The sequence below is a fragment of the Pectobacterium polonicum genome, from assembly GCF_005497185.1.
In the GTDB taxonomy this organism is placed as follows: domain Bacteria; phylum Pseudomonadota; class Gammaproteobacteria; order Enterobacterales; family Enterobacteriaceae; genus Pectobacterium; species Pectobacterium polonicum.
Map to the genome: position 1 here is coordinate 419,564 of NZ_RJTN01000002.1, position 25,730 is coordinate 445,293.

The window sequence follows — 25,730 nt, forward strand, 5'->3', positions numbered from 1 at the left end:
CACCGCTATGGCTGAGCATGCAACCACTGCTGTGCGACATCAAAGAAATTCTGCGCCAGCGGCGTCGCTCTGCCAGCCTGTGCGATGACAACCGCAGGCTGGCGGCGCATCGGGGGAAATTGCAGCGGCCGCAGCGTTAATGCGGGCGTCATCTCTGGGATCAGGCTGCCATGAGGCACAATGCCGCAGCCAAGCCCAACATAGACGCTTTGGAGCAGTTGCAGGACGGAAGCGCTTTCCACCTTGACCCACGGCGAGACCCCAGCCTCACGAAAATGGCTATCCAGATAGCGACGGAAATAGCGGCTGGCTTCCGCCAGACAGAGTGGCACCTCAGAAAGCGCATCGAGAGTCAGCGGTACATCCCCTATCAACTGCGGAAAATGGTGCGGATGGAACAACAGGTCAACGCCCCGCTCCGTCAGTGGCGACGCCTGAAAGTGCAGCTCCTGTAGCGTCGAAAATTCAAAAAAGCCGATACCGACATCCACCGAATGCGCATTCAGCGCTTCCAGCAGTTGATCCGCACTGAACAGCGAGATCTGGAAATCCAACTGTGGATATTCCTTATTCACCGCTGCCAGCAGGCTCGACAGCGCGATACTGCTTTGCGGCACCGCCCCGATACGCAATACCCCGCTTACGCCACGTTTCAGCGACGCGACTTCCAGTTTTAATCCCTGATAGACCGAAACGATCTCCCGCGCCCAGGCCAGCACGCGCTCGCCTTCGGCCGTGAAACCTTCAAAATTGTTACCCCGATTGATTAACGCCAGATCCAGCTCCTTCTCCAGATTTTTCAACCGCATGGAGAGCGTGGGCTGACTGACAAAACTGGCTTCCGCTGCCCGGCCAAAATGGCGCTCTTTCTCCAGATTGCATAGGTATTGCAGCTGTTTAATATCCATCGTCAGACTCTGTAGTGGGTAAGCGACAAGTATACCATCGATAAACCGCCTCTATCCCACCATAGCCGCATTTGATTAGACGCGATCGCTGGCGGCACCTAAACTTCCCTCAAGAGCAAATATTTAAAATTTTGTTCACATAAAAAAAACATCATCACCTGCGGAACGTACATGAAATTCAAACCATCCATCAAGCCATACCGCAACGCGGCTGGCGGCTGGGGCTCATTGGAAGCCACCACGCGTTTTGTCCTCGACAGCAAGCAAGCGCTGAAAAATATCCGAAACTTGTTACGGGTCAATAAATCAAAAGGGTTTGACTGCCCCGGCTGTGCCTGGGGTGATGACAACAGCAGCACCTTCAGCTTCTGTGAAAACGGCGCAAAAGCGGTCAGTTGGGAAGCGACGCGCAAGGCGGTCGATCTGGATTTCTTCGCCGCTCACAGCGTTACGACGCTACGCCAGCAAAGTGACTATTTTCTTGAGTATCAGGGGCGCTTGACCCACCCGATGCGCTACGATCGCGCCAGCGATCGCTATGTTCCCATCGACTGGGACGCCGCTTTCGCACTGATCGCTCACCATATCAGTAACATGGCACACCCCAATCAGGCCGAGCTTTATACTTCTGGCCGTGCCAGTAATGAAGCGTCTTATCTGTACCAACTTTTTGGCCGCATGCTAGGCACTAACAATTTTCCTGACTGCTCGAATATGTGCCATGAAGCCAGCGGCACCGGCCTGAAACAGAGTATCGGCGTTGGCAAAGGCACTATCCGACTGGATGATTTCGAACAGGCTGACGCGATTTTCGTCTTCGGTCAGAACCCCGGCACCAACCATCCGCGTATGCTGCACAGCCTGCGTCACGCCGCCGATCGCGGTGCACACATCGTCTCCTTCAATACGCTCCGCGAGCGCGGTCTGGAACGTTTTGCCAATCCGCAGAATCCGCTGGAACTGCTCACGCCGCTGTCCGGCACCATTAGCGAAACTTACCTGCAACCTAATTTGGGCGGTGATATGGCTGCCGTGCGCGGCATGGTAAAAGCGCTGCTGGAAACGCATCGTCAGCGTCTGTCTGACGGAGAGTCGGGGTTATTCGATCAGGATTTCCTGTCTACGCATACTCAACAAGTAGACGAGTATCTGGCGGCTGTCGATGCCACAAGCTGGCAGAAAATCGAACAGCAGTCCGGCTTGAGTGAAGCACAGCTACGCTATGTGGCGGCGATTTATCAGCAATCTCCGCGCGTGATCTGCACCTGGGCGATGGGCATAACCCAACACAAGCATTCCGTCGCCACCGTGCGCGAAATCGTGAACCTGCAACTGCTGTTCGGGCAGTTGGGGAAACCGGGCGCTGGGCTGTGTCCGGTACGCGGTCATAGTAATGTGCAGGGTAATCGCACGATGGGGATCGATGAGAAGCCGACCGCTGCGTTTCTCGATCGTCTGGCAGCGCATTATGATTTCACCCCACCTTACGCCGCAGGCCACAACACGGTAGAGGCGCTGGAAGCCATGCTGCGCGATGAGATAAAAGTGCTGATCGCACTGGGTGGTAACCTCGCCGCCGCCGCCCCCGATTCAGCACGCACCGAAGAAGCTCTCAGCCGTTGCGATCTGACCGTACATATCAGCACCAAACTCAACCGCAGTCATCTGGTTACCGGCAAGGTTGATGCGTTGATTTTGCCAACGCTCGGCCGTACCGATCTCGACATGCAGGCCAGCGGCGCACAGTTTATTACCGTCGAGGATTCCTTCAGTATGGTGCACGCCTCGCAGGGTGTCGGGCAGCCGCTTTCACCGTTGCAGCGTTCAGAGACAGCGATTGTTTGCGGTATTGCCAATGCGGTTCTCGGCAATGAAAAGCTCGACTGGCTGGCGCTGGCGGACGATTATTCACGCATCCGCGATCATATTGCCGCCACCATCCCTGGCTTTACCGATTTCAACGCCAACTGCGACCTGCCAGGCGGCTTTTATCTCGGCAATGCGGCCGCAGAACGGCGGTTTAACACCCTCAACGGAAAAGCCCAATTCGGCCATGCCGCTCTGCCCGATACGCTGTTCCCGCAGCTACAAGGCAGCGACGTCCCCTTTACGCTGCAAACGCTGCGTTCGCACGATCAGTACAACACCACGATTTATGGTCTGGATGACCGCTATCGCGGCGTTTATGGTCAGCGGGAAGTGCTATTTATGCACCCGGATGACATTACCGCGCTAGGGCTGGAAGATGGCGATCGGGTCGATATCGAAACGCTGTGGAACGATGGTATTACCCGCATCGTCAACGGCTTCAAGCTGGTGAGCTACAATATTCCACGCGGTAATCTGGCAGCCTATTACCCGGAAACCAACCCGCTGGTGCCGCTGTCCAGCTTCGGCGATGAAACGCACACACCAACCTCTAAGTCGGTGCCCGTTAGCGTTCGGCGCAGTACGCAAGCGGAATCTCTGCTGCGTATCGCTTAAGCCGCTCTTCATTAGGGCCTATGTCATAGCGTAAGCATCCCCCTGTCGTGTTGCGAAACCAATAGCGCACACGACAGGGCTTCTCTCAAATCAGCGTTGACTTTATTCAAATTTATTCGCGCTTTCCCCGTCGTTATACGGCCACGGCTCCCCCGATTATTCTTGCCGCCAGCACCTGATTCGAGTAAAACTGTGAACTGCTAATTAAGCCACTCACAATCGTATTTCTGGACGCTATGTTTCAAGATAATCCGCTGCTTGCACAGCTAAAACAGCAACTTCACTCTCAGACACCGCGTGTTGAAGGTGTCGTCAAAGGTACCGACAAGGCATTTGGCTTTCTTGAGGCTGACGGACAAAAAAGCTATTTCATTCCCCCTCCGCACATGAAAAAAGTGATGCACGGCGACCGGATTACCGCCACCCTGCATACGGAAAAAGATCGGGAAATTGTCGAACCAGAAACGCTGATCGAACCCTTCCTTACCCGATTTGTTGGGCGCATTCATAAAAAAGACGATCGCTTATCTATTACGCCTGACCACCCGTTGCTGAAAGATGCGATTCCTTGCCGCGCCGCGCGCGATGTGACGCACGATTTTCAGGAAGGCGATTGGGCGGTAGCCGAAATGCGCCGCCACCCGTTGAAAGGCGACCGTGGTTTCCATGCTGAACTGACGCAGTACATCACCACGGGCGATGACCCACTGGTGCCGTGGTGGGTGACGTTGTCACGCCACAATCTGGAGCGTGCTGCCCCGGAAGTTGAAACCACTGAACGCCATGACGGCGAGCTCGTGCGTGAAGATCTGACTGCGCTGAACTTTGTCACTATCGATAGCGCCAGCACCGAAGATATGGACGATGCGCTGCATGTGCAGGACAACGGTGATGGTTCACTGCAATTAACTATCGCCATCGCCGATCCAACCGCGTATGTGGATGCGGGTAGCGAACTGGACAACATTGCACGCCAGCGCGCCTTCACCAACTATTTGCCCGGCTTCAACATCCCGATGCTGCCGCGTGCGCTGTCGGACGATATCTGTTCCCTGCTCCCGAACGAGCGTCGCCCCGTCCTCGCCTGCCGCGTGACGATTGCCGCCGACGGAGCACTGGGTGACGATATCCACTTCTTTGCCGCCTGGATCGAATCCAAAGCCAAATTAGCGTATGACAACGTCTCTGATTGGTTGGAAAATCAAGGCGAGTGGCAGCCACAAAGCGAGGCCATTGCTGAACAAATCCGTTTGCTGCACCGCCTCTGTCTGGCACGCAGCGAATGGCGCACCACGCATGCCTTAGTGTTTAAAGATCGCCCGGATTATCGCTTCCTGCTGGGTGAAAAGGGTGACGTCCTGGATATCGTGGTTGAACACCGCCGCATCGCCAATCGTATCGTTGAAGAATCCATGATTGCCGCCAACGTCTGTGCGGCCATTGTGCTGCGCGATAAACTGGGCTTTGGTATCTATAACGTGCACAACGGTTTCGATCCCGCCTCGGTTGAACAAGCCGTTGCGGTACTGGACACGCATGGCGTTCAGGCTGATGCACCGACGCTGCTGACACTGGAAGGCTTTTGTACGCTGCGCCGCGAGTTGGATGCCCAGCCGACACAGTTCCTGGATAGCCGTATCCGCCGCTTCCAGTCTTTCGCGGAAGTGAGCACCACGCCGGGGCCACACTTTGGTCTGGGGCTGGAAGCCTATGCCACCTGGACATCCCCGATCCGTAAATACGGCGATATGGTGAACCACCGTTTGCTGAAAGCGGTTATCACCGGACAGGCCGCAGAAAAACCGCAGGATGACATCACGGTACAACTGGCCGAACGCCGTCGCCTTAACCGCATGGCCGAGCGCGATGTCGGCGACTGGCTGTACGCCCGCTACCTCAAAGATAAAGCCGGCACGGAGAGTCGCTTCAACGCCGAAATCATTGATGTCACACGCGGCGGTCTGCGCGTTCGCCTGTTAGATAATGGTGCGGTGGCGTTTATCCCGTCCTCCTTTATCCATGCGGTGCGTGATGAGTTGGTGTGTAGCCAGGAAATGGGCACCCTCTCGGTGAAAGGCGACGTGGTTTATCGTCAGGGGGATACGCTAGACGTCCTCATCGCTGAAGTGCGTCTGGAAACCCGCAGCATCGTGGCAAAACCCGCCGCATAATCGTCATACCGCCGAGTCATCTCGGCGGACAACATCTCCGCGCGGGGCGTTCACAGCGAACCGCCCCGCGCGTCACCAGCGTTTATTCCGCACATGGTTTCAAGGCATGGTTTATCAACGACAGACGTGCCACCCTACTAACAGGAGTGTTTCCGATGAAAAAAATAACAATCGGCACATCCGCGATACAGGCTTCCAACATTGCGTTGGGCTGTATGCGAATGGCGAAGAAAAGCACGGATGAAGCGGCTGACATCCTTAATGCATCCGTTGAAGCCGGCATTGATTTCTTCGATCATGCCGATATCTATGGCTCTGGCTTGTCGGAAGAGGTTTTCGCCGCAGGTTTACAGAAGACGTCCATCCGCCGGGAATCGATTTTTCTGCAATCCAAGTGCGGCATCCGCAAGGGCTTTTTCGATTTTTCCAAAGCGCACATCGTTGCGTCCGTTGAAGGCAGCCTTCAACGCTTAAAAACGGACTATCTTGATACACTCCTGCTGCACCGCCCAGACACGCTGTTTGAACCCGATGAAGTCGCGGCAGCATTCGATGAACTGGAACGTAGCGGGAAGGTTCGTCATTTCGGCGTCAGCAATCAGAACCCATTACAAATTGAGCTACTGAAGAAATCCGTGCGTCAGCCGCTTATCGCCAACCAATTGCAGTTCAGCATCATGCACACGGGCATGATTGATGCGGGTTTTAACGTCAATATGACGAACCCCGCATCGGTGAATCACGACGGTGCGATTCTGGAGTACAGCCGCCTGAATTCAATGACGATTCAAGCCTGGTCACCTTTCCAATACGGTTTTTTTGAGGGCGTTTTTCTCGACAATGAGAAATTCCCCAAGCTAAACGCGACGATTGACCACATCGCCAAGCATCATAACGTCACCAACACTGCGATCGCCACCGCGTGGATTCTGCGCCACCCTGCCGACATGCAGGTGGTTATCGGCACCATGAGCCCAGAACGTATTCGTGATATCGCTGCGGCGTCTACGCTGACGCTCAGCCGCGAAGAGTGGTACGAGATTTACCGCGCCGCCGGCAACGTGTTGCCTTAAGTAAACGTTTTGTCTTAAACGCTCAGACTCTGCCATCCTCTGAATTTCCCCCGGCAGAGTCTGTCATCTTTTCACGCTAATTTTACTGCTCGACTACCTTAGCCATTGTTTACTCTTTAAGTTTCTTTACAGAAATTCACGTTCGCTCACACTTTCTCATCCATCCGCTTCTCTTCGCCAACAAACCCACTATTGTTAAATTGCATTAACACTCGCGCCATATACCCCAAATAATTCGAGTTGCAGGAAGGCGGCAAAGGCATTAATCCCCAAGAGCTTACACAAGTAAGTGACTGGGGTGAGTAAGAGAAGCCAACGCACATGCAGCTTGAAGTATTAACGGTATACCCTTTCTGAATAACGAAGGAGCCGTTGTTATGAATAACGTAAAGAGCATTGTGATCTGGCTGCTGGTCGGACTGGCGGGCGCCTTTTCGTTCGCCACGCTGGCGCTAAGCCGCGGTGAGCATGTCAATGCGGTGTGGTTAGTTATCGCCGCCGTCTCGTGTTACAGCATTGCCTATCGCTTTTACAGTCTGTTCATCGCCAAAAAAGTGTTTGAACTCGACGATCGCCGGCTGACACCGGCGGAACGTCATAACGACGGTCTGGATTACGTTCCCACCAATAAATGGGTCCTGTTCGGCCACCACTTCGCCGCCATCGCCGGGGCTGGCCCGCTGGTTGGGCCAATTCTCGCCGCACAAATGGGCTTTCTTCCTGGTACGATCTGGATTTTGGTCGGCGTGATGCTCGCCGGTGCCGTACAGGACTTTCTGGTGCTATTTATCTCTACCCGCCGGGATGGTCGTTCGCTGGGTGAAATGGCAAAACAGGAACTGGGCACGTTCGCGGGTATTATCACGATGCTCGGCGCGCTGGGCGTGATGATCATCATTCTTTCGGCGCTGGCGCTGGTCGTTGTAAAAGCGCTGGCGGAAAGTCCATGGGGATTGTTCACCATTGCCGCCACCATCCCCATTGCGCTCTTTATGGGCGTTTACATGCGCTTTTTACGGCCAGGTAAAATTGCTGAAGTGTCTATTATCGGCTTTGTGCTGATGATGCTGGCGATTGTCTACGGCGGTAATATCGCCGCACACCCCTATTGGGGGCCGTTCTTCACACTGAAGGGAACATCGCTCACCTGGGTTCTGGTCATTTATGGCTTCGTCGCTTCTGTCCTGCCAGTCTGGCTGCTGCTAGCACCGCGTGATTATCTCTCTACGTTCCTGAAAATCGGCGTGATTGTCGGGCTGGCCTTCGGCATCGTGTTCGCAATGCCGGAAATGAAAATGCCTGCGGTCTCTCGGTTTATTGACGGTACTGGCCCGGTTTTCTCCGGTTCCTTGTTCCCCTTCTTGTTTATTACTATCGCCTGCGGTGCGATTTCTGGTTTCCATGCGCTGGTTTCCAGCGGCACCACGCCAAAACTGGTTGAACGTGAAAGCCACATCCGCTTCATCGGCTATGGTGCAATGCTGATGGAATCCTTCGTCGCCATCATGGCGCTGATTTGTGCTTCGGTTATCGAACCGGGTATCTACTTTGCCATGAACTCACCAGCCGCTTTGATCGGCACCACAGTTGAGAGTGCCTCATTGGCCATTAATAGCTGGGGGTTTGTAATTACGCCACAGGAATTGAGTGCGATTGCCAATGACGTCGGCGAAGCCTCCATTCTTTCCCGTGCCGGTGGCGCACCGACCTTCGCGGTGGGCATGGCTTATATCATCACCGAAATTTTTAACAGCCGGGCGATGATGGCATTCTGGTATCATTTCGCGATTCTGTTTGAAGCACTGTTCATCCTGACCGCGGTTGACGCCGGGACGCGCGCCTGTCGCTTCATGGTGCAGGATTTGGTCGGTATTGCGATTCCCAGATTAGCGAACAGCCATTCCTGGCTGGGGAATCTGGCCGGTACGACCGTTGCCGTTTCCGGCTGGGGATTCTTCGTCTATCAGGGCGTGATCGATCCACTGGGCGGCATCAACACACTCTGGCCGCTGTTTGGTATCGGTAACCAGATGCTCGCCTCGATGGCGTTGATTCTCGGCACCGTGGTGTTGTTTAAGATGAAGAAACAACGCTATGCATGGGTGACGATCGTCCCTACCGTCTGGCTGTTTATTACATCGATGACGGCGGGTTGGCAAAAAATCTTCCATGAAAAACCCAGTATCGGCTTCCTGGCTCAGGCGAAACGCTTCGCAACGGGCATTGAACAGAACACGCTGATCGCACCAGCAAAATCGATTAAAGACATGGAAACTATCGTTTTCAGTAATCAGATCAACGCGGCGCTGTGTGGATTCTTCATGCTGGTAGCTGTGACGATGCTGGTTTCCGCGTTCTTTGTCATTCGCCGTGCAATCAACAGCAATGTGCCAACGGCAAAAGAAACCCCGATTGTCTTGCGCGACAGCGCTCAACCTTAAATGGTATCAGCGCATATTTTTCAATCCCTCCTGCGTGGAGGGATTTTTTATGGCCGCCACCCTTACGGATTTAGCACGGAACTCGTGCCGTTCAGGAGAGAGGTCATCAAACCGCACAAATAACAATAGCGCCGCAAATGCGGCGCTATATGGCTTAAAGGTCATGAGGAAGGAATCGCTGCGGTTTACTGCCCGTAATAGGCGTTCTTACCGTGCTTACGTAAGTAGTGCTTATCCAACAGCGTTTGCTGCATCTCGCCTAACTGAGGCGTTAGCTGGCGGGAGAAAATCCCCATGTAGGCAAGTTCTTCCAGAACCACGGCATTGTGCACCGCGTTATCAGCATCTTTCCCCCATGCAAAGGGGCCATGCGAATTAACCAATACAGCGGGGACATCCACCGGAGAAATGCCGCGCTGGCGGAAAGTTTCGACGATCACCGTTCCCGTATCCCACTCATAGCGACCATTGATTTCTTCGTCCGTCATTAGACGAGTACAGGGAATGGAACCATAAAAGTAGTCAGCGTGCGTGGTTCCCCAAGCGGGGATGTCTTTACCGGCTTGCGCCCAGATCGTGGCATGGCGAGAATGGGTATGCACAATACCGCCGATATCGGCAAACTCCAGATACAACACTCGGTGGGTATCGGTATCTGACGATGGCTTCTTCGTCCCCTCCACTACCTTGCCGCTTTCCAGTTCGACAACGACCATGTCCTCTTGCGTCATAGCCGAGTACTCAACGCCGGAGGGTTTGATCACCATCAGGCCGCGCTGCCGATCTACCGCACTGACATTTCCCCAGGTAAACGTCACCAAATTATGCTGCGGCAAGGCCAAATTGGCTTCCAACACCTGTCTTTTTAGCGTTTCTAACATAACCAATCTCCCGTCGACGCGATAACACCATTTTCGCGGCCTGGCGAACTCGTCGCTATAGGCTAAATCGCTAAAGACCTAGCGGTGTTCTGCTATGGGAAAAAGAAAGAGACACGCCACAATATTGAGCAAAAAACAGCCAGAATTATCAATTATTGCTATCGTTAAGGTAACGCAGGGGAATTAGGAGTTTTTACCTGTTGCCGTTTTTTCCGATGATTATACTTGTCATTAGGCGGCAAAAGGCTCCATTCCTTTATTTAATACCGCAAAAATAACTTTTTTCGATATTTTACTCACAAGAAACGTGAGACTAAGAGCAGAAAGGGGAAGAAAATGAAATTAAACAAACGTTTTGCGACAGCCACTCTGGCAATTACGCTTGCTGTTACTCTCGCAGGCTGTTCAAACATGTCCAAACGTGACCGTAATACCGCGATTGGTGCCGGTGCCGGTGCGGTAGGTGGAGCGATCTTAACGGATGGCGGAACATTAGGTACGCTGGGCGGTGCGGCTATCGGCGGGCTGATTGGCCGCCAGGTCGATAAATAACACATTTATAGCAGCAGGTTCACGGGAGTAAACCTGCTGCTTTTTATACTCGTCATACTTCAAGCCGCATGTGCTTTAGCCGCCAGCCAGCTTGACCTTCATCCCTTTCGCTTCCAGAAGCTGTTTTAGCAGATCGCGTTTATCTCCCTGAATTTCGATCACGCCCTCTTTCGCTGAACCACCGCAGCCACATTTTTTCTTCAATTCAGCCGCCAGCTTATCCAGCTCAGCATCATCAAGATCGAGGCCACTAATCAGGCATACCCCCTTTCCTTTGCGCCCACTGGTTTGGCGCTGGATACGCACGATGCCATCACCTTTTGGCCGAACATCCTTTTCTTCTTCAGGCTTAATACGCCCCGTTTCCGTGGAATAAACCAGTTGGCTGTTCTTATCATGATTCATGATGCAGCACCCTTTAACAGTGAAGCACGGATATCGCGTAGCGTCTGTGCGGGGTCCGCTGATTGTGTGATCGGTCGGCCAATCACCATATAATCCACACCAACCTGCTGCGCCTGAACTGGCGTCATAATGCGGCGTTGATCGCCAACATCGCTGCCAGCAGGACGAATTCCCGGCGTGACCAGTTGAAATGCCTGCCCGCATACCTGCTTCAACCGCTGCGCTTCATGTGCGGAACACACCACACCATCCAGCCCGCTGTTATGTGTTAGCACAGCCAGCCTTTCCGCCTGCTCAGCCGGGCTGACGGTAATACCAAGCCCACGTAAGTCCTCTTCGTCCATGCTAGTCAACACAGTCACGGCAATCAGTAACGGTGCATCTTTACCAAACGGCACCAGCGCGTCTTTCGCCGCCGTCATCATGCGCGTACCGCCACTGGCGTGCACATTGACCATCCACACGCCAAGATCGGCGGCTGCCGCCACGGCATGAGCGACGGTGTTCGGAATATCGTGGAATTTTAGATCGAGAAACACATCAAAGCCGCGCTGCTGTAACGTCTGCACGAACTGTGGGCCAAATAAGGTAAACATCTCTTTGCCTACCTTCAAACGGCAATCCTGCGGATCGATACGGTCAACAAACGACAGCGCCGCATCCTGACTGGCGTAGTCCAACGCGACAACAATCGGGGAGGATACCGTTTGATTCTTTTGCTGTAGATTCTCGTTTTTCATTCGTCACCCAGTCTTTTGCGAAGCCAAAATTCCCGCCGCATTCTACATGCCCCGCCCCTGAAATCCCAGCGCCTGAAGACGAATGCCGTTAAAGACGCAGGCTGAAACGGAAACCACACCCAACCATTGGTATGTTGTAACTAAATTAGTTTAAAGAACAATTATTCGATATCGCGAGAGGCTATTGCCCGTCTAATCCACGGATTGGCTTTACACTAGCCCAGGTGCGGCAGGAAGGACATTGCCAATAGAGTGATTGTGACGTGAAACCACATTTGCGGCAGCTGTAGCGGGGTTTAGTGCGAATCTGTTCGCCCACCATGTCGCGTAATCCTTGAAGATTTTCTTTTGTACGTCCGTCTTCCGCTTCATGCAGGTGAAAATCCATCAGGCGATGGAATACGCGCATCGTGGGGTGGCGTTGAAGCTGGCGATTAATATAGATCTGAGCCACCTCCGCCCCCTCTTCTCTTTCAAGGATGTCGGCCAGCATCAATTCCGCCGTCGCACCGGTATTTTCTTCTACGCAGCGTTTGAGGAAATCCGCCCAATCAAGAGGTTTATCTAAATGCTGATAGCACTCCTGTAGCATCGGCAACGTTTCACTGACCAGCTCTTTATCCTGATCCAGAACCTGCCGCAGCGCCTCCACGGCACGCAAATAATCCTGCTGTGCCATGTAAATACGCCCCATCATGATGGATGCACGAGCGCACTGGCTGTCTGCCGCCGCCCCTTTCTTCAGGAGCGTTAGCGCTTTATCCAGATCGTCGCTGCCCATCGCCAACAGCGCTAGCTCACAGTAAAAATGGGCGATATCAACACGAAGCTGATCTTTTCCCATCTTGACCAGTTTTTCCGCAACCTCAATCGCCGTCTGCCAGTCGCTGGTCGCCTGATAGATCTGCAAGAGCTGCTGCAAGGCGCTGCGCCGAAAATCTTCTTCATCCACGAGTTGGTTGAAACTTTCTTCAGCACGGTCATACAACCCAGCAGCCATGTAATCACGGCCCAGTTGTTGCACCGCCAGCAGACGTTGTTCAAACGTTAACGATGCGCTTTCGGTCAGCGCCTGATGGATGCGGATCGCACGGTCAACCTCGCCGCGCGAACGAAACAGGTTGCCAAGTGTAAGATGGGCTTCAAAGGTGTTGCTGTCATCCTTGAGCATGTCGAGGAACAGCTCTACCGCCTTATCCTGCTGATTGGACAACAGGAAGTTAACCCCGGTGACATATTCACGGGACAGGCGGTTGGATTCCTGCTCTTTGTCCTGCTGCGCACTTCTGCGACCCATGTACCAGCCGTACGCGGCGGCCACGGGCAGCAACAGAAACAGCAGTTCTAACATAGAGAGAATTCCTTAGTGGGTGACCGTCTGCACTGGCGCCACATTCTCCTCGGTGGAGGTAGCAAGCTGTTGTTCCAGACGCTTGATTTTACGTTGTGCGCGGCCAAGCGCAATGCGCTGGCGCAGATAAAACAGACCACAGATAACCCAGCCAAGGACAAAACCCAAGGCAAACAGCGTGGCAAGCAGCGTGGAGATACGATACTCCCCCTGCGCCAGCAGATAGTTAAATGTCACAACCTGATCGTTGTGCGCACCCAGTGTGACAGAAATGATGAATATCGCCAGCACGAGTAAAAAAATCAGCAAATATTTCACATTTTCCTTCCTGTGATATCCATTAACCGGATGAATTATGCCAAATTTTGGCGACCAACCCCATTAAATTACCATGTCCGATACAGACAGGGAAATCCAGAACGACACTCTGCTGCCGTCTACGCTTGTTATTTATTCTGTACTGAATAAAAATGACAACAGCGTGCCAGCAAGGGGAAAAGTCATGTCAAAACAGGACGAACAGCGATTATTGGTCAAGATCGCTACGCTCTATTATAGCGAAGGGATGAAACAAGCAGAAATTGCCGCCTCACTCCATTTGTCACAGTCTTTTGTATCCCGCGCTATCACGCGCAGTGTTAAAGAAGGTGTGGTCAAAATCAGCGTAATTCAACCCCCGAATATGTTCATGGGGCTGGAGTCCGCAATTCAGAAGCAGTATGGCATCGATCAGGCTATTGTGGTGGATATCGCCGACAATGCTACGCTGACGCAAATCAAACAGGCGATTGGTTCCGCGGCGGCGCACTATGTCCAAACCAGTATTCGTCCTGACGATTTGGTCGGTATCTCATCCTGGAGTAGCACGCTGCGGGCGATGGTGGACAGCCTGCATCCGCAAAGCGTCAAAGCTCAGGGCGTCATCCAACTGCTGGGCGGCGTGGGGCCGAACGGCAATGTACAGGCAACTATCCTGACGCAAACGCTAGCCAACCAGCTAAGTTGTCCAGCCTATCTTTTACCCGCGCAGAGCATTGAACGTTCGGTGGAAGATCGCGCTCGTTTGGTGACCAGCGATGAAGTTTCCAACGTGGTCGACAAATTCAGCGAAGTGAGCCTGGCGCTCGTAGGCATCGGCGTACTAGAGCCGTCGCAACTGCTGAAAAACTCCGGTAACTACTATCACGAAGCGATGCTGCAACAGCTGGCTGAACGCGGTGCCGTGGGTGATTTGTGCCTGCATTACTACAATGCGGAAGGCGAACCGGTGTTACAGGACGATGAAGATCCAGTGATTGGTATGGCGCTGCCACAGCTGCGTCAATGTCCGCGCGTGGTCGCGCTGGCTGGCGGAGTCGAAAAAAGTGCGGCGATTCGCGGCGCGTTAATCGGCCACTACATTGATGTGTTGATTACCGATCGACTAACCGCCGAGACGCTGATCTAACACGCCAGGCACCTAATGGTAAGCAATAACGGTAACGTCAGGCGCAACATGATTCCCCTGCTCCGCGCCTGACGGACCATGGCGAAATTACTCGTTAACGTTAATGGATGACAGCAGCGCATCCTGCACAATTCGTTGTGCCTGTAATGGGTTTTGCGCTTCCTGTGCCGCCTGAAGCGCGGGGATATCCAACTTATCCAGCGCGCGATAAATATGCTTCAGGAAACGAATGGACAGCTGTGCCGCTTCAACGTGATTCTCACGGAACGGGAACTGGTCGAGCTGCCAGACGCCCTGCCAGTTATTAATTTTCAGCACGTAGAAAAACTCGAAAATCTCGGTCATATGCACGGTGCCAACCACCAGATCGTCATCCCAGCCGCGCAGGTTGTCGTTCACATCCATACCGAATAGCCGGCCGCGATCGATAATCAACTGGGCAGAATCAGCGGGTGATTCGCCGCCATACAGCGCATGGCCGAAGTCCAGCAGCACGCCGACGTTATCCAGCCCGATATCTTCAATCCCCAGCAGCGTTCTCGCTGCGGAATCCCAGGTCATTTTCACGCGTGGTTCGCGCGGCTTGTACTCGATAGCAAATTTAACATCGGGGTTAGCACCTGCCAGATCGCGCATGCCATCAACCGCCAGCTTCCACAGATTTTTATGGCTGACCTGGAATGGATAATCCCAGCCATCCTGGCCCGGCCAGACTTTGACGTAATTCGCCCCCAGTTCACGCACAATGCCAGCAGATTCGTGCATCAGTTCAAACGCCGCCGCCCGCGCAGCCGGATCGGGGTTGGTGAAAGCGCCACGCGACCACTTTTGCAGGTAAATTTCCGGCGTGATGCCAATCGCTTTCAGCCCTGCATCTTTCAGCGCATCTTTCACTTCGCTGAGCGTCACACCCGGCGTGAAGGGATAAGGCAAATCGACATAGGAAAGCTCACCGACCTCTTTTGCCGCTTTGATCTGGTCGATCGTGCTCAAGGCCGGGCCGTAACCGTCAACGGCGTAGCGGTCGATATAGTTCGCAAAATGCCACAAACCGGCGCCAAATTCAGGGTAGGTATACGTTGCCATAAAAGTCACCTCATTGATTCATAATAGTGTTGAGCTGCTTATCTTTCGTATCGGATAGGTTCTTACTGCTAACATTTCTTACTGCTAAAAATGTCTTACGGTTAAAAATGGTTATGGCTCAGGCCGCAGACGCGCACGCGCCACCGCCGTTCGCCACTGTTGATAGCTTTCCAGAATGGCGTGGTTTGTCGTCGACGGTTCGATAACTTCAACTTCTCTGGGCAGTGCGGCAATCTGTTCGTTGTGTTCCCACCACCCCAGCATTTTTCCGCCCAAATACGCCGCGCCCAGCGCAGACACTTCCGCGTTATGGTTGCGAATTAATGGACGCTGCAAGAGATCGGCCTGAAACTGCATCAGCCAGCGGTTTTGTGTCGCCCCACCGTCAACGCGCAGCGCGGGTAACGCGGCCTGCGATGCCTGTTCCATCGCGAAAAAGACGTCAGCAATCTGATACGCGATAGCTTCCAGCCCGGCACGGGCGATGATAGCGGGCGTGGTGGCGTCACATAGGCCGCACAGCAGGCCGCGCGCCTGCACATCCCAATAAGGCGCACCCAGCCCGGATAAGGCTGGAACAAAGAAGACGCCCTGATTCGATTCGACGCTTAACGCCAGTTCGGTCAGTTGTGTCACGGAAGGAATGCCCAGCATCTGGCCAATCCAGGCAAATCCCGAACCCGTGTGGGTAATGTTGCCTTCCAGTGCGTAGCGCAGTTCGCCATCGTGCCAGGCGATCGTGGTGCTGAGCCCAGCAGCATGAAGATGTGGCGTGTTGATGGTCGTCATTAGCGACGAACCGGTGCCGTATGTCGCCTTGATTTCACCGCTTTGGGTGATGCCCTGACCGTACAGAGCCGCATGAGAATCGCCAATCAACGCCACAATCGGTACACCAGCGGCAAGTCCACTGATGCCCGTCACGCCAGTGTGACCGTGTAACGCCGAGGACGGCGTGACGGCAGGTAGGCAGACGCTGGGAATGCCGAACAGCGCCAGCAGATCCTCATCCCAGCAGCCACGCTGGATATTAAACAGCTGGGTTCTCGCCGCGTTGGAATAGTCAGTGGAATACGCTCGTCCGCCGCTAAACTGCCAGTTAAGCCAGCAGTCCACCGTTCCGATGCACAGCTCCCCTTGCATCGCACGGGCGACGCCGTCCGGCAATTCCGCCAGCATGGCATGAAGTTTGGCGGCGGGAAAAAGCGGATCAACCTGTAGCCCGGTGCGGGATTCAATCAGACGCGCCTCCGCACTTCCCTGTAAGGCCTGACAGAATTTCTCCGCGCGGCGATCTTGCCAACTGACCAACGGCGTCAGCGGTTTTCCAGTTCGCCTGTCCCAAATCAGCACCGACTCGCGCTGATTACTGATCGCCACACCTACCACCTGAACCCGGTGTAATGACGACAGGCAGGCTTCTGCCGCCTGACAAACCGCACGCCAGATTGCCATCGCATCCTGCTCGGCTCTGCCCGGCTGCGGGTGCGTCACCTGCAAAGCGACCGCCGCTTTAGCCAGAATGCGCCCCCGCTCATCGACGGCAATCGCTTTAGCGTTCGTCGTCCCTTCATCGATTGCCAAAATAACCGGCGTAAACATCATCAGCCTCCCGGGCAAAGACGCAGTGCCGCGTTGACAATGCCCGTCGCGTCCAGCCCGTGATGCGCCCGCATCGCGCTCCGATCGGCGGCAATCGCGTATTGGCCATCGGGAATACCTAACCGTACGAGAGGGATTCCGCTGCCCGCTTCTGCCAGCACTTCCGCTACCAGACTGCCTGCACCGCCGTTGACGTTATGTTCTTCTACTGTGATAACACGAGGTGTTTCGCTCAGAATTTCAAGCAATTGCTGAGTATTACACGGGCGGATAGAGGAAAGATTAACCACCGTAGCAGCGAGTCCTTTTTCTGCTAATAATTCAGCCGCCGTCACAATTTCATGCACGGTCGACCCCAGCCCAACCAGCGTGATATCGCGCCCCTTGCGCAACACATCGATCTGCCCCGGCACAAAGCGGTACTGCTCATCGTGCAAGGCAGGCAGCGGTTTCCCATCGAGGCGGATATAGACTGGCCCCTGATGTTCAAACGCATAGTCGATAATCTGGCGGCACTCTTCCGGGCTGGACGGCGCGTAGATCTCAATATTGCCAAACCCTCTCAGCACCGCGATGTCGTCAATACTGTGGTGTGTGCTGGCAAGCGGACCGTAGCTACAGCCCGCATTTAGCCCAAACAGCTTGACGTTGCTGTTGTTGTAACAGACATCGACTTTGAGCTGTTCATTCGCACGGGAGATCAAAAACGGCGCTGCGTTACAGGTCACCGCAATCTTGCCGCCAATGGACAACCCCACCGCCGTCCCCACCATGCTTTGTTCTGCAATCCCCACGTTGACAATACGGTCAGGAAAACGCTGTATGAAAGGCGAAATCTTCGCCGTTGAGCTTGAATCCGCCAATACCGGAACTAAATCAATCCCCTGTTCGACGGCCTTGATGAACTGCTCAACCATGACGGTTGCCAGATGCTCTGCATTACTCATCTTTTAGTTCCTCCAGCGCCAGTGCAATTTCTTCGCCTTTCGGCACCCGGTGATGCCATTCCGCTCGTCCCTGAATAAACGACACGCCCGCGCCTTTTTCCGTATTTGCAATCACCACGTTCGGCTTGCCGTTACGCGGCAGATTCTCCAGCGTTTCGACCACTGAACGCATGTCGTTACCCGCGCATTCCGTGACCTGTAAACCAAAAGCCTGCCACTTCTCCGCCAGCGGATCGGTGTTCATAATGGAACTCGTCGGCCCTGCCAGTTGCAGCTTGTTCTTGTCGTTGATGATGATCAGGTTATCCAGTTGGTAATGCGCCGCTGCCAGCGCCGCTTCCCAGTTGCTGCCTTCCGCCAGTTCACCATCGCCCGTCAGGACGAACACCCGGCGCGGGCTGTTATCGCGCTTGGCCGCCAGCGCAATACCGACCGCCACTGGTAGCCCATGCCCCAACGCCCCGGTATTCAGTTCAATCCCCGGCGTCTTGTGCTTGACCGGATGCCCCGGCAAATGCGAATCGGGGTGCTGATAGGTTGCCAGCCACGTTTCTGGAAAATAGCCCGCCTCCGCCAGACAGCAGTAATAACCGCCAACCGCATGGCCTTTTGACTGGATATAAATATCCCGCTGCGGGTCCTGAAGGCGCTCCGGCGCACAGTTCAGAAGGCGAAAATACAGCGCTGTCAGAATCTCAACCTGTGACAGATCGGCACCCGTATGTCCGCCAGCCGGGCTATTGGCATTCAGATGAATAATACGGCGACGAATGGCGCGGGCTTTGTGCGTCAGCGCCTCCACCGACAATGCGTACGGATTCATACTTCACCTCACTTGAATTTTTACTCAAAAACGAATATTTATTCATATGGAATCAAAAAAAATTGCGTTCAAATCGGGCCTCGGTATGCCTGCCTACCAACATCAATCCCACCGCGACTCAACGCCCCGTGCTATTTACGCTTAATTAACCATGCGACGGCGTACCTTCATTAACTATGTCCCTTCCGCAGTAGCCTTCTGTGACACAATTGCGGCCTTGTGCTGCATCCGGTTTTGCATCTGGTCAATAATCACCGCCACAATGATGACGATACCTTTAATCACCATCTGCCAGAATTCACTCACGCCCATCATCACCAGTCCGTCGGCAAGAATCCCGATGACAAACGCACCAATCAGCGTGCCCAAAATCGTGCCGCGCCCGCCTGCCAATGACGTTCCGCCGAGTACCACAGCAGCGATCGCGTTCATTTCAAAGGCGGTGCCGGTTGCCGGATGGCTGGCAACCAGTTGAGAGGACACCACGATGCCCGCGATAGCCGCACAGAAGCCGGAAATGGTGTAGACCCAGACTTTGACCTGACGCACTTTGACGCCAGAAAGTTCAGCGGCACGTTCGTTGTCACCAATCGCATAGACATGGCGACCAAACGGCAGGCGGCGCGCCACGTAGGCAATCACCACGGCCAGCACCAGCATCAGCCAGATAGCCAGCGGTAGCCCCAGGATCGTAGCAGAGCCAATCAGCTCAAAGCCGGTGTTGCCCAACTGCGGGTTACCGCCCAAGCCGGGGAACGTTTCCCCACCGGAAATCAGCATTGATGCCCCACGCACGATGTACATCGTTCCCAGCGTGCAGATAAAAGGCGCAACGTTATACCGCGTGATGATCCAACCGTTAATGGCTCCGATGAGTGCGCCAATCAGCAGCACGACAGGCACGATGACCCACACGCTGGGGAAAATCGCGATGCCGAACATCGGCAACACAATTCCCTGAGTAATCATGTAGCCCGCCACCATGCCACACAGCCCCAGCGTGGCGCCGATCGACAGATCAATCCCCGCGGTGATGATGACAAACGTGATCCCCAGCGCCAGAAACGCATTGATGGCAATGTGCTTCACCATGATGATAAGGCTACCCGTCGCCAAAAACCCGGGCACCGTGAAGGCAAAGAACCCCAAAATCAGGAACAGCGCGATAAACGTGCGCAGCCTGAGGATCAACAGCAGGATGCTCTCTCGTGAGCGTACAAACTTACCCGGGGATAGCGCACCTGACGCCGCCGGAAGGTGAGTCGTTTTCATGTCAGAACCCTTGTGCACTTGCCGAAACCAATGCCGACTCGCTGGCTGCTTGACGCGAAATATTCGCCGTCAGTTTGCCATTCGACATCACCAAAATGCGGTCCGATACCGCCATAATTTCTTTCAGATCCGAGGTAGAAAACAGCACGCCGATGCCCTGTTCGGACAGCCCAACCATCATTTCAAACACATCGGCCTTGGCACCGACATCAATGCCCCGCGTTGGCTCGTCCAGTAACAGCACTTTGGGGCTGGTCAGCAACGAGCGGCCAATCACCACTTTTTGCTGATTGCCTCCGCTGAGTGCCTGAATTTCGACGTCGGGCGAAGACACTTTGATCGCCAACTGCCCAATCGTGCTGGCAACCACTTCCTGCTCTTGCCGCTGGAAGATCGCCATGCCGTATTTCAGCCGCCGCCACAGGCTGGCGATGGTGAGATTGGAGGCCACTGACGAGAGCGGAAAGATGCCAGTTTTTTTGCGATCTTCCGGCACCAGACTCATGCCCATACGGATGCGCTGTGCGGTAGAAAGGCGCGGATTCACCGGTTTGCTATCGAGATAAATCTTGCCCAGATAATCATTCTGAATACCCAGCAGACACTCAAAGAGTTCGGTGCGTCCCGCGCCCATCAGCCCGTAAATGCCGACAATTTCCCCTTCACGCACCATCAGCGACACATCATTAACCACCTGATGTCCGGCATCGTTGAGACAGGTAAGGTGCTCCGCTTCCAATATCGGCGCGCCGAACGTTCTGCCCGGATGCAAGAAGCTGGTGACAGGGTCACCGCCGAGCATTTCCCGCACGATCCACGGCACATCGATGTCGCTGACCGCCGCTTCCGCCTGAAAACACCCGTCGCGCAGGATGGTGATGTAGTCACCAATCGCCATTAGTTCTTCCAGCCGGTGCGAAATGTAGATGATGGAAACGTTCTGGCGGGTCAGTTCGCGGATCACGCGAAACAGAATCTCCACTTCGGTTTTACTCAGCGCGGAGGTCGGTTCGTCCAGAATCAGAATGTCAGCCTGATCCGCCAGCGCTTTAGCAATTTCCACCAGCTGTTGCTGGCCGACTTTCAAACTGGCGACCTCGGTACGCGGCGAAATAGCCTGATCGAGACGCGCCATCAACTCCGCCGCAATCCGCTCCTGTTCCAGATAATCGATAGGCGCAACGCCCTTTTGCAGTTCCCGCCCGAGAAAAATGTTCTCTGCCACGCTCAGGTTTTCAGACAGATTAAGTTCCTGATGCACCATGCCGATGCCTTTCGTCGCCGCATCACGGGTATCCGCTATGTGCACGACGTCGCCATTGAGCAGAATCTGGCCGGACGTCGGCTGTTGCACACCGGCCAGAATCTTCATCAGCGTCGATTTACCCGCCCCGTTTTCGCCAATGATTACGTTGACCTTGCCGCGATAAACGTTGTAATCGACGTTATCCAGCGCTTTAGTGCCGGGAAACAGCATGGTGATGCCACGGGTCGCCATCACAATTTCGGGACGGCTCACCGTGTCAGGTTGTAGAGGGACAGCAGACTTTTCCATTATTGCGACCCTCCGTTGCTCGCACTGGTCAGGTTTAACGTCATCGGCACCGCATCGCTGATACCCTGTTTCGTCACCACAAGCGCCGCCAACACGTTAGCGGTTTTACCTTGCACACTGGCATCCAGTTCCGGCAATGACGCAATGGCTTTGTTATTCAGCGCACGTGCCAATTGGGCAAATTGCACCTGATTCTTGAAATCATCAAAGCGGATAAACCCTGCCGCATCGCGAATCGCATTGCCTTTGACTATCGGCCCCAATTGAAGCGTGACGGCGTCACCTTGCGCATCAAGCGTCAATTTTCCTTCACGGCTTTCCCGATCAATCCCGCTGACCGTGCCCTGAAGCCGCACGTAGACGGCTTTACGTGCCGTTCCCTCCAGCGCGGCCTGCGTTTTCTTCACGTCATCCCAGGACAGCGCCTGCTGCTGCGCCGCAGGGAGCAACGTTGGCTGCCACAGCGCCGTCGCGATATTCTCTGGCGTCATGGTGCTATAACCCGGCGTAGATGTTGGATCGACCGGAATGATCGGCTTACCATTTTCATCCAGATCGACCACCGTACAGGCAGACAGCAGCAAGGCACAGAGCCCAATCCAACCGGCGCGATATCGTTCATCAAACAACATAACGACTCCTCTACCTGCGGGAGCTAACGCTCCCGCTGCCTCAATTACGGTTTCAACGCAAAGGTGTTGAGTTTGTTCGCATTAGACTCATCGATCAGAATGCAATCCATCAGCTGCTTTTCATCGTGCTGTGCCTTGCCGTTCTTCAGGTAGTAATCCGCCTGTTCGACCGCCATCTGCGCCTGTTGCCAGCCAGGTTGAAGCACCGTGGCCTTGATGTTGCCTTTATTGATGATGGAATCACGCACGTAGTCGCTGCCGTCAAAGCCCACCACTATCACATCGTGACGCCCCGCCGCTTTCAACGCTGCTTCCGCCCCCAGCGCCATGGTGTCGTTGCCGGAAATCACGCCGGTGATATCTGGATTTGCCTGCAAGATGGCCTCCATGCGGGTAAAGGCTTCCGTCTGGCTCCAGTTCGCGGTTTGTCTGGCGACGCGTTTCATGTCGCTATATTGGTCGATCACATCGTGATAACCCTGCGAGCGGACGTGTGCATTGGTGTCCGACTCACGGCCAATCAGCTCGACGTACTTGCCTTTCTGGCCCATCAGTTCGACAAACTTCTCCGCGCCGAGCTGCGCACCCTGATAGTTATTGGAAACAATCTGCGCCACGGCCACGCCGGTTTCATTGATTTCACGGTCGATCAGGAATGCAGGAATACCCGCCGCTTTCGCCTTTTTCAACGGGCCAATGGTGGCATCAGCCCCGGCATTATCCAGAATGATGGCCTTCGCCTTGCGGGCAATGGCAGTTTCAATCAGTTGATTTTGCTTACTAACGTCATCGTCGTGCGAAGCCACCAGCGTGGTGTAGCCCAGTTCGATGGCTTTGGTTCTGGCGCCTTCGGCTTCCGCTTTAAAGAAGGGGTTGTCGTGTGAAGGGGTAATAATGGCGATCAAGCCGTTATCTGCGGCGAACGTGCCAGCAGACAGGGAAAACATGATAGCCAGCAGGGAGGATTTCAGACGGTAAGGTTTCATTGTTATTCTCCTGTTTGAATATATATTCAATATTGAATTAACATTCAAATGAAGTTTTACAACCCACCGAAAAATTGTCCAACAGCAAAAGCAGGAATAGCGAAGCAGCTCACAAATTGTTTACATTTTGTGCGAGGAGTAAGAAAAGTTGAATCTACCGCTTGGTTAGAGAGATAGTGCTATGGCTGAGCCGGTTTGCGCGGCTATTCTCATAAGGACATTGGAATATGGTTGAGCAAGAGTGCATCTTCGATCTCGTCATTAACAGAAGCGACTCATCCTCCATAAAGTGGGGACGTTATGAACGGGCAGGAATTATTTCTTTTGGTACGGCAGATATGGACTTCCCTTCACCATCCTGCATACGCGACGCGCTGGTTCGCAAGGCTGAAAGCGGTATGTATGCTTATGAATATAAGCCAGATACCTATTATCAAGCCGTCACTGAGTGGTTTAAGCAGAACCATCGCTGGAATGTGAAACCCGAATGGCTGACTAATTGCCCAGGGATGTGGGCGCTGTTTTCCCTGAGCCTGCAAGCCTATACCCAGAAAGGTGATGCCATACTGCTTCATGCCCCGCATTTTCACCCAGCAGTGAGCGTGATTGAAGGCGCGGGTCGACAGATCGTGGCACAACCGCTGCTCTATAACGGTCATCATTACGCGTTTGACGCTGCGGAATTCGAGCAGATTATCGTCAAGAATAAAGTGAAGCTATTCTTTCTGGTTAACCCGCACAACCCAACGGGACTTATGCTCAGCCGTAAGGAACTGTCTATTGTCGCTGACATCTGCGAGCAACACGCAGTCACTGTGGTTTCGGATGAAATTAATAGCTATCTTATCTACGATGATAGCGAGTTTGTTCCTTACAGCAGCGTTTCTTCTGCAAGCCAGCACCACTCCGTGACCCTAACTTCTCCCTCCAAGGCCTTCAACTTGCAGGGGCTAACCTATGCAATTGGTATAATCCCGAACAGAGCAATGTGGGAACAACTGGAGAAAATCAGAGTCGGTATGGATTTTGACTTCGCGACGAATATTTTCAGTATTACGGCAGCAGAGGCGGCTTACCGCGACGGAAAAGCGTGGCTTACTGAGCTTAACGCTTATCTCCAAAAAAACCTTGATGTTATGGCCGAATTTTTCAGTCAAAACATGCCGAACGTTAGACTCATTAGGCCGGGTGGAGGCTATATTGCCTGGCTGGATTTCACTGCGTATCAACTGTCAGCAGAAGAACTTAAAAGTATCATTCTGGACAAGGCTGGCGTGGGCCTAACCTGGGGTGAAACCTTCGGCCCCCAAGGCGATGGATTCGAACGCATCAATTTTGCTTGCCCAAGAGCCGTGCTTCTCGAAGGGCTAGAACGTCTAAAACAAGCATTTTCATAGCGTTCCAGCCCCTTCCATTTTAGTTCTACTGCCGTTTACGAGGATTTATTCTCGGCGGCATCCTCTTCTGCCTGTTCTTTGATTTCCTCATACTGGAGCGACAGCGGGCCGCACCAGCGCTGTGCCAGCCAACTGGCGACCACCACCAGCAGCCAACTGATTAACGTCGCCACCACCAGATCCTGAGGCCAATGCATGCCGAGTACCAGACGGCTGCCCATGACGCCACTGGCCCAGAGCATCAGGATCACCACGGTTTTATAATGTCGGCGCGCCCACAGTAACCCAACGGCCAACAAAGCCCAAGTTGCGGCAAATAGGGTGTGCCCAGAGGGGAAAGCAAAGCCGGTTTCAAACTGCCAGTGGCTGCGCAGCCATTGTGGGATCTGCGTTTGATCCTGCAACTGCGTTTTCACCAGTTCTGAACGTTCCTTACGCGGCAACGAGTAGAAATAGCTGTCGTCCACCTGATGATTTCTCTCCAGCCAGACAACATAAGGCCGGGATTCCTGCACCCACTCTTTAATCACCGATTTGATGCCCTGCCCAACCAACACCGTAATCGCCATAATAACCAACAGGCCAAGTGCAGGTTTCAGACGAAAACGCAGGCACCAGAGAAACCAGATGCTTAGGATAATGCTGGTCAGAATTCCCCACGGTGATGTCACTGTCTCGGTGACCCAAAAGAGTACGCGCAACCAAGACCCACCATATTCCGGTTGCCACTGCCAACCGCTCATCCAAATAATGATTGGCATAATCAGTAATAGCGCTGCGCCAATGGTGGTTCGTTTGGCAATGTCGTACATAATTTCTTCCCATAATTCAGCATGATGCTTTGCAACAAAACTTTCACAATTCTATCAGAAAATCCGACATGAACTGTCAGTATGGCGTAAAATAGCGCTCAGTTCTGTCAACGAAGTTGAAACCAAACTGAGGTCAGGTCACGCTATAGTTCAATTTTTGTGACG

At 53.8% G+C, this 25,730-nt stretch carries 22 protein-coding genes; 7 read left to right on the top strand and 15 right to left on the bottom strand.

The features are described 5' to 3' along the window. Positions 1 to 5: 5 nt before the first annotated feature. Positions 6 to 908: a LysR family transcriptional regulator gene (locus EDI29_RS04250; RefSeq protein WP_137739866.1), complete on the bottom strand. Its 903-nt coding sequence runs from the start codon at positions 906 to 908 to the stop codon at positions 6 to 8. Between the two features lie 171 nt (positions 909 to 1,079). Here EDI29_RS04250 and EDI29_RS04255 point away from each other — a divergent pair, with 171 nt between their 5' ends. The 4 genes from EDI29_RS04255 (at position 1,080) to EDI29_RS04270 (ending at position 9,077) form a co-directional block, all read left to right on the top strand. Continuing rightward, positions 1,080 to 3,392, top strand: a complete 2,313-nt coding sequence (locus tag EDI29_RS04255; protein WP_137739867.1) for an FdhF/YdeP family oxidoreductase — start codon at positions 1,080 to 1,082, stop codon at positions 3,390 to 3,392. Between the two features lie 236 nt (positions 3,393 to 3,628). After that, positions 3,629 to 5,563 (top strand): exoribonuclease II, encoded by a 1,935-nt coding sequence (locus EDI29_RS04260; protein WP_137739868.1) that lies wholly within the window; start codon positions 3,629 to 3,631, stop codon positions 5,561 to 5,563. Between the two features lie 155 nt (positions 5,564 to 5,718). Then, complete coding sequence (locus tag EDI29_RS04265; RefSeq protein WP_137739869.1) at positions 5,719 to 6,636, top strand: aldo/keto reductase; 918 nt, start codon at positions 5,719 to 5,721, stop codon at positions 6,634 to 6,636. Positions 6,637 to 7,013: 377 nt separating this feature from the next. Further along, a complete protein-coding gene (locus EDI29_RS04270; RefSeq protein WP_137739870.1) occupies positions 7,014 to 9,077 on the top strand; it encodes a carbon starvation CstA family protein in 2,064 nt (687 codons plus the stop codon). A 185-nt stretch (positions 9,078 to 9,262) separates the two neighbouring features. Here the strand turns inward: EDI29_RS04270 and araD are convergent, their stop codons facing one another. Beyond that, positions 9,263 to 9,958, bottom strand: a complete 696-nt coding sequence (gene araD, locus EDI29_RS04275; protein ID WP_137739871.1) for an L-ribulose-5-phosphate 4-epimerase — start codon at positions 9,956 to 9,958, stop codon at positions 9,263 to 9,265. Positions 9,959 to 10,294: 336 nt separating this feature from the next. Between araD and osmB the strand changes: the two genes are divergently transcribed. Then, positions 10,295 to 10,510 carry an osmotically-inducible lipoprotein OsmB gene (osmB, locus tag EDI29_RS04280; protein WP_137739872.1) on the top strand — a complete coding sequence of 72 codons (216 nt, stop codon included), beginning with the start codon at positions 10,295 to 10,297 and terminating at the stop codon, positions 10,508 to 10,510. Positions 10,511 to 10,585: 75 nt separating this feature from the next. Here osmB and yciH read toward each other — a convergent pair whose 3' ends face one another. The 4 genes from yciH to EDI29_RS04300 all read right to left on the bottom strand — a co-directional run bounded on the left by yciH (position 10,586) and on the right by EDI29_RS04300 (position 13,324). Then, positions 10,586 to 10,915: a stress response translation initiation inhibitor YciH gene (gene yciH, locus EDI29_RS04285; RefSeq protein WP_137739873.1), complete on the bottom strand. Its 330-nt coding sequence runs from the start codon at positions 10,913 to 10,915 to the stop codon at positions 10,586 to 10,588. After that, on the bottom strand, positions 10,912 to 11,655 hold the full coding sequence (gene pyrF, locus EDI29_RS04290) for an orotidine-5'-phosphate decarboxylase (protein ID WP_137739874.1): 744 nt from the start codon (positions 11,653 to 11,655) through the stop codon (positions 10,912 to 10,914). Before pyrF ends, yciH begins: the two co-directional genes overlap by 4 nt. A 181-nt stretch (positions 11,656 to 11,836) precedes the next feature. Beyond that, a complete protein-coding gene (lapB, locus tag EDI29_RS04295) occupies positions 11,837 to 13,006 on the bottom strand; it encodes a lipopolysaccharide assembly protein LapB (RefSeq protein ID WP_137739875.1) in 1,170 nt (389 codons plus the stop codon). 12 nt (positions 13,007 to 13,018) lie between these two features. Continuing rightward, positions 13,019 to 13,324, bottom strand: a complete 306-nt coding sequence (locus EDI29_RS04300) for a LapA family protein (protein ID WP_137739876.1) — start codon at positions 13,322 to 13,324, stop codon at positions 13,019 to 13,021. A 184-nt stretch (positions 13,325 to 13,508) separates the two neighbouring features. Here EDI29_RS04300 and EDI29_RS04305 point away from each other — a divergent pair, with 184 nt between their 5' ends. Continuing rightward, the gene (locus tag EDI29_RS04305) at positions 13,509 to 14,453 is read left to right on the top strand and encodes a sugar-binding transcriptional regulator (RefSeq protein WP_137739877.1); all 945 of its coding nucleotides are present in this window, start codon (positions 13,509 to 13,511) and stop codon (positions 14,451 to 14,453) included. A gap of 87 nt (positions 14,454 to 14,540) precedes the next feature. Here EDI29_RS04305 and EDI29_RS04310 read toward each other — a convergent pair whose 3' ends face one another. The 8 genes from EDI29_RS04310 to EDI29_RS04345 form a co-directional block, all read right to left on the bottom strand. Then, positions 14,541 to 15,539 (bottom strand): sugar phosphate isomerase/epimerase family protein, encoded by a 999-nt coding sequence (locus EDI29_RS04310; protein WP_029368836.1) that lies wholly within the window; start codon positions 15,537 to 15,539, stop codon positions 14,541 to 14,543. Positions 15,540 to 15,650: 111 nt separating this feature from the next. Then, positions 15,651 to 17,141, bottom strand: a complete 1,491-nt coding sequence (locus tag EDI29_RS04315; RefSeq protein WP_137739938.1) for an FGGY-family carbohydrate kinase — start codon at positions 17,139 to 17,141, stop codon at positions 15,651 to 15,653. A 2-nt stretch (positions 17,142 to 17,143) separates the two neighbouring features. Continuing rightward, entirely contained in the window at positions 17,144 to 18,088 is a 945-nt protein-coding gene (locus tag EDI29_RS04320) for a transketolase family protein (protein WP_137739878.1), read from the bottom strand. Next, the gene (locus EDI29_RS04325; protein WP_137739879.1) at positions 18,081 to 18,911 is read right to left on the bottom strand and encodes a transketolase; all 831 of its coding nucleotides are present in this window, start codon (positions 18,909 to 18,911) and stop codon (positions 18,081 to 18,083) included. The genes EDI29_RS04320 and EDI29_RS04325 overlap by 8 nt, the downstream gene beginning before the upstream one ends. A gap of 174 nt (positions 18,912 to 19,085) precedes the next feature. After that, entirely contained in the window at positions 19,086 to 20,183 is a 1,098-nt protein-coding gene (locus EDI29_RS04330; RefSeq protein ID WP_137739880.1) for an ABC transporter permease, read from the bottom strand. A gap of 1 nt (position 20,184) precedes the next feature. Continuing rightward, positions 20,185 to 21,738 carry a sugar ABC transporter ATP-binding protein gene (locus EDI29_RS04335; protein WP_137739881.1) on the bottom strand — a complete coding sequence of 518 codons (1,554 nt, stop codon included), beginning with the start codon at positions 21,736 to 21,738 and terminating at the stop codon, positions 20,185 to 20,187. Continuing rightward, positions 21,738 to 22,370, bottom strand: a complete 633-nt coding sequence (locus EDI29_RS04340; protein WP_137739882.1) for a DUF2291 family protein — start codon at positions 22,368 to 22,370, stop codon at positions 21,738 to 21,740. Before EDI29_RS04340 ends, EDI29_RS04335 begins: the two co-directional genes overlap by 1 nt. Before the next feature lie 44 nt (positions 22,371 to 22,414). After that, positions 22,415 to 23,356: a D-ribose ABC transporter substrate-binding protein gene (locus tag EDI29_RS04345; RefSeq protein WP_167494474.1), complete on the bottom strand. Its 942-nt coding sequence runs from the start codon at positions 23,354 to 23,356 to the stop codon at positions 22,415 to 22,417. Positions 23,357 to 23,583: 227 nt separating this feature from the next. Between EDI29_RS04345 and EDI29_RS04350 the strand changes: the two genes are divergently transcribed. Continuing rightward, a complete protein-coding gene (locus EDI29_RS04350; RefSeq protein ID WP_137739883.1) occupies positions 23,584 to 24,753 on the top strand; it encodes a MalY/PatB family protein in 1,170 nt (389 codons plus the stop codon). Positions 24,754 to 24,788: 35 nt separating this feature from the next. Here EDI29_RS04350 and pgpB read toward each other — a convergent pair whose 3' ends face one another. Continuing rightward, complete coding sequence (gene pgpB / locus EDI29_RS04355) at positions 24,789 to 25,565, bottom strand: phosphatidylglycerophosphatase B (RefSeq protein WP_137739884.1); 777 nt, start codon at positions 25,563 to 25,565, stop codon at positions 24,789 to 24,791. Positions 25,566 to 25,730 lie beyond the last annotated feature (165 nt).

Bases quoted from the DNA above. Each gene is read 5' to 3' on its own strand.
- EDI29_RS04250 (WP_137739866.1), bottom strand. From the start codon at position 908: ATGGATATTAAACAGCTGCAATACCTATGCAATCTGGAGAAAGAGCGC.
- EDI29_RS04270 (WP_137739870.1), top strand. From the start codon at position 7,014: ATGAATAACGTAAAGAGCATTGTGATCTGGCTGCTGGTCGGACTGGCG.
- osmB (WP_137739872.1), top strand. From the start codon at position 10,295: ATGAAATTAAACAAACGTTTTGCGACAGCCACTCTGGCAATTACGCTT.
- EDI29_RS04255 (WP_137739867.1), top strand. From the start codon at position 1,080: ATGAAATTCAAACCATCCATCAAGCCATACCGCAACGCGGCTGGCGGC.
- EDI29_RS04305 (WP_137739877.1), top strand. From the start codon at position 13,509: ATGTCAAAACAGGACGAACAGCGATTATTGGTCAAGATCGCTACGCTC.
- pyrF (WP_137739874.1), bottom strand. From the start codon at position 11,655: ATGAAAAACGAGAATCTACAGCAAAAGAATCAAACGGTATCCTCCCCG.
- araD (WP_137739871.1), bottom strand. From the start codon at position 9,958: ATGTTAGAAACGCTAAAAAGACAGGTGTTGGAAGCCAATTTGGCCTTG.
- pgpB (WP_137739884.1), bottom strand. From the start codon at position 25,565: ATGTACGACATTGCCAAACGAACCACCATTGGCGCAGCGCTATTACTG.
- EDI29_RS04325 (WP_137739879.1), bottom strand. From the start codon at position 18,911: ATGAATCCGTACGCATTGTCGGTGGAGGCGCTGACGCACAAAGCCCGC.
- EDI29_RS04335 (WP_137739881.1), bottom strand. From the start codon at position 21,738: ATGGAAAAGTCTGCTGTCCCTCTACAACCTGACACGGTGAGCCGTCCC.
- EDI29_RS04265 (WP_137739869.1), top strand. From the start codon at position 5,719: ATGAAAAAAATAACAATCGGCACATCCGCGATACAGGCTTCCAACATT.
- EDI29_RS04315 (WP_137739938.1), bottom strand. From the start codon at position 17,141: ATGTTTACGCCGGTTATTTTGGCAATCGATGAAGGGACGACGAACGCT.
- EDI29_RS04345 (WP_167494474.1), bottom strand. From the start codon at position 23,356: ATGAAACCTTACCGTCTGAAATCCTCCCTGCTGGCTATCATGTTTTCC.
- EDI29_RS04310 (WP_029368836.1), bottom strand. From the start codon at position 15,539: ATGGCAACGTATACCTACCCTGAATTTGGCGCCGGTTTGTGGCATTTT.
- EDI29_RS04350 (WP_137739883.1), top strand. From the start codon at position 23,584: ATGGTTGAGCAAGAGTGCATCTTCGATCTCGTCATTAACAGAAGCGAC.
- lapB (WP_137739875.1), bottom strand. From the start codon at position 13,006: ATGTTAGAACTGCTGTTTCTGTTGCTGCCCGTGGCCGCCGCGTACGGC.
- EDI29_RS04330 (WP_137739880.1), bottom strand. From the start codon at position 20,183: ATGAAAACGACTCACCTTCCGGCGGCGTCAGGTGCGCTATCCCCGGGT.
- EDI29_RS04260 (WP_137739868.1), top strand. From the start codon at position 3,629: ATGTTTCAAGATAATCCGCTGCTTGCACAGCTAAAACAGCAACTTCAC.
- EDI29_RS04340 (WP_137739882.1), bottom strand. From the start codon at position 22,370: ATGTTGTTTGATGAACGATATCGCGCCGGTTGGATTGGGCTCTGTGCC.
- yciH (WP_137739873.1), bottom strand. From the start codon at position 10,915: ATGAATCATGATAAGAACAGCCAACTGGTTTATTCCACGGAAACGGGG.
- EDI29_RS04320 (WP_137739878.1), bottom strand. From the start codon at position 18,088: ATGAGTAATGCAGAGCATCTGGCAACCGTCATGGTTGAGCAGTTCATC.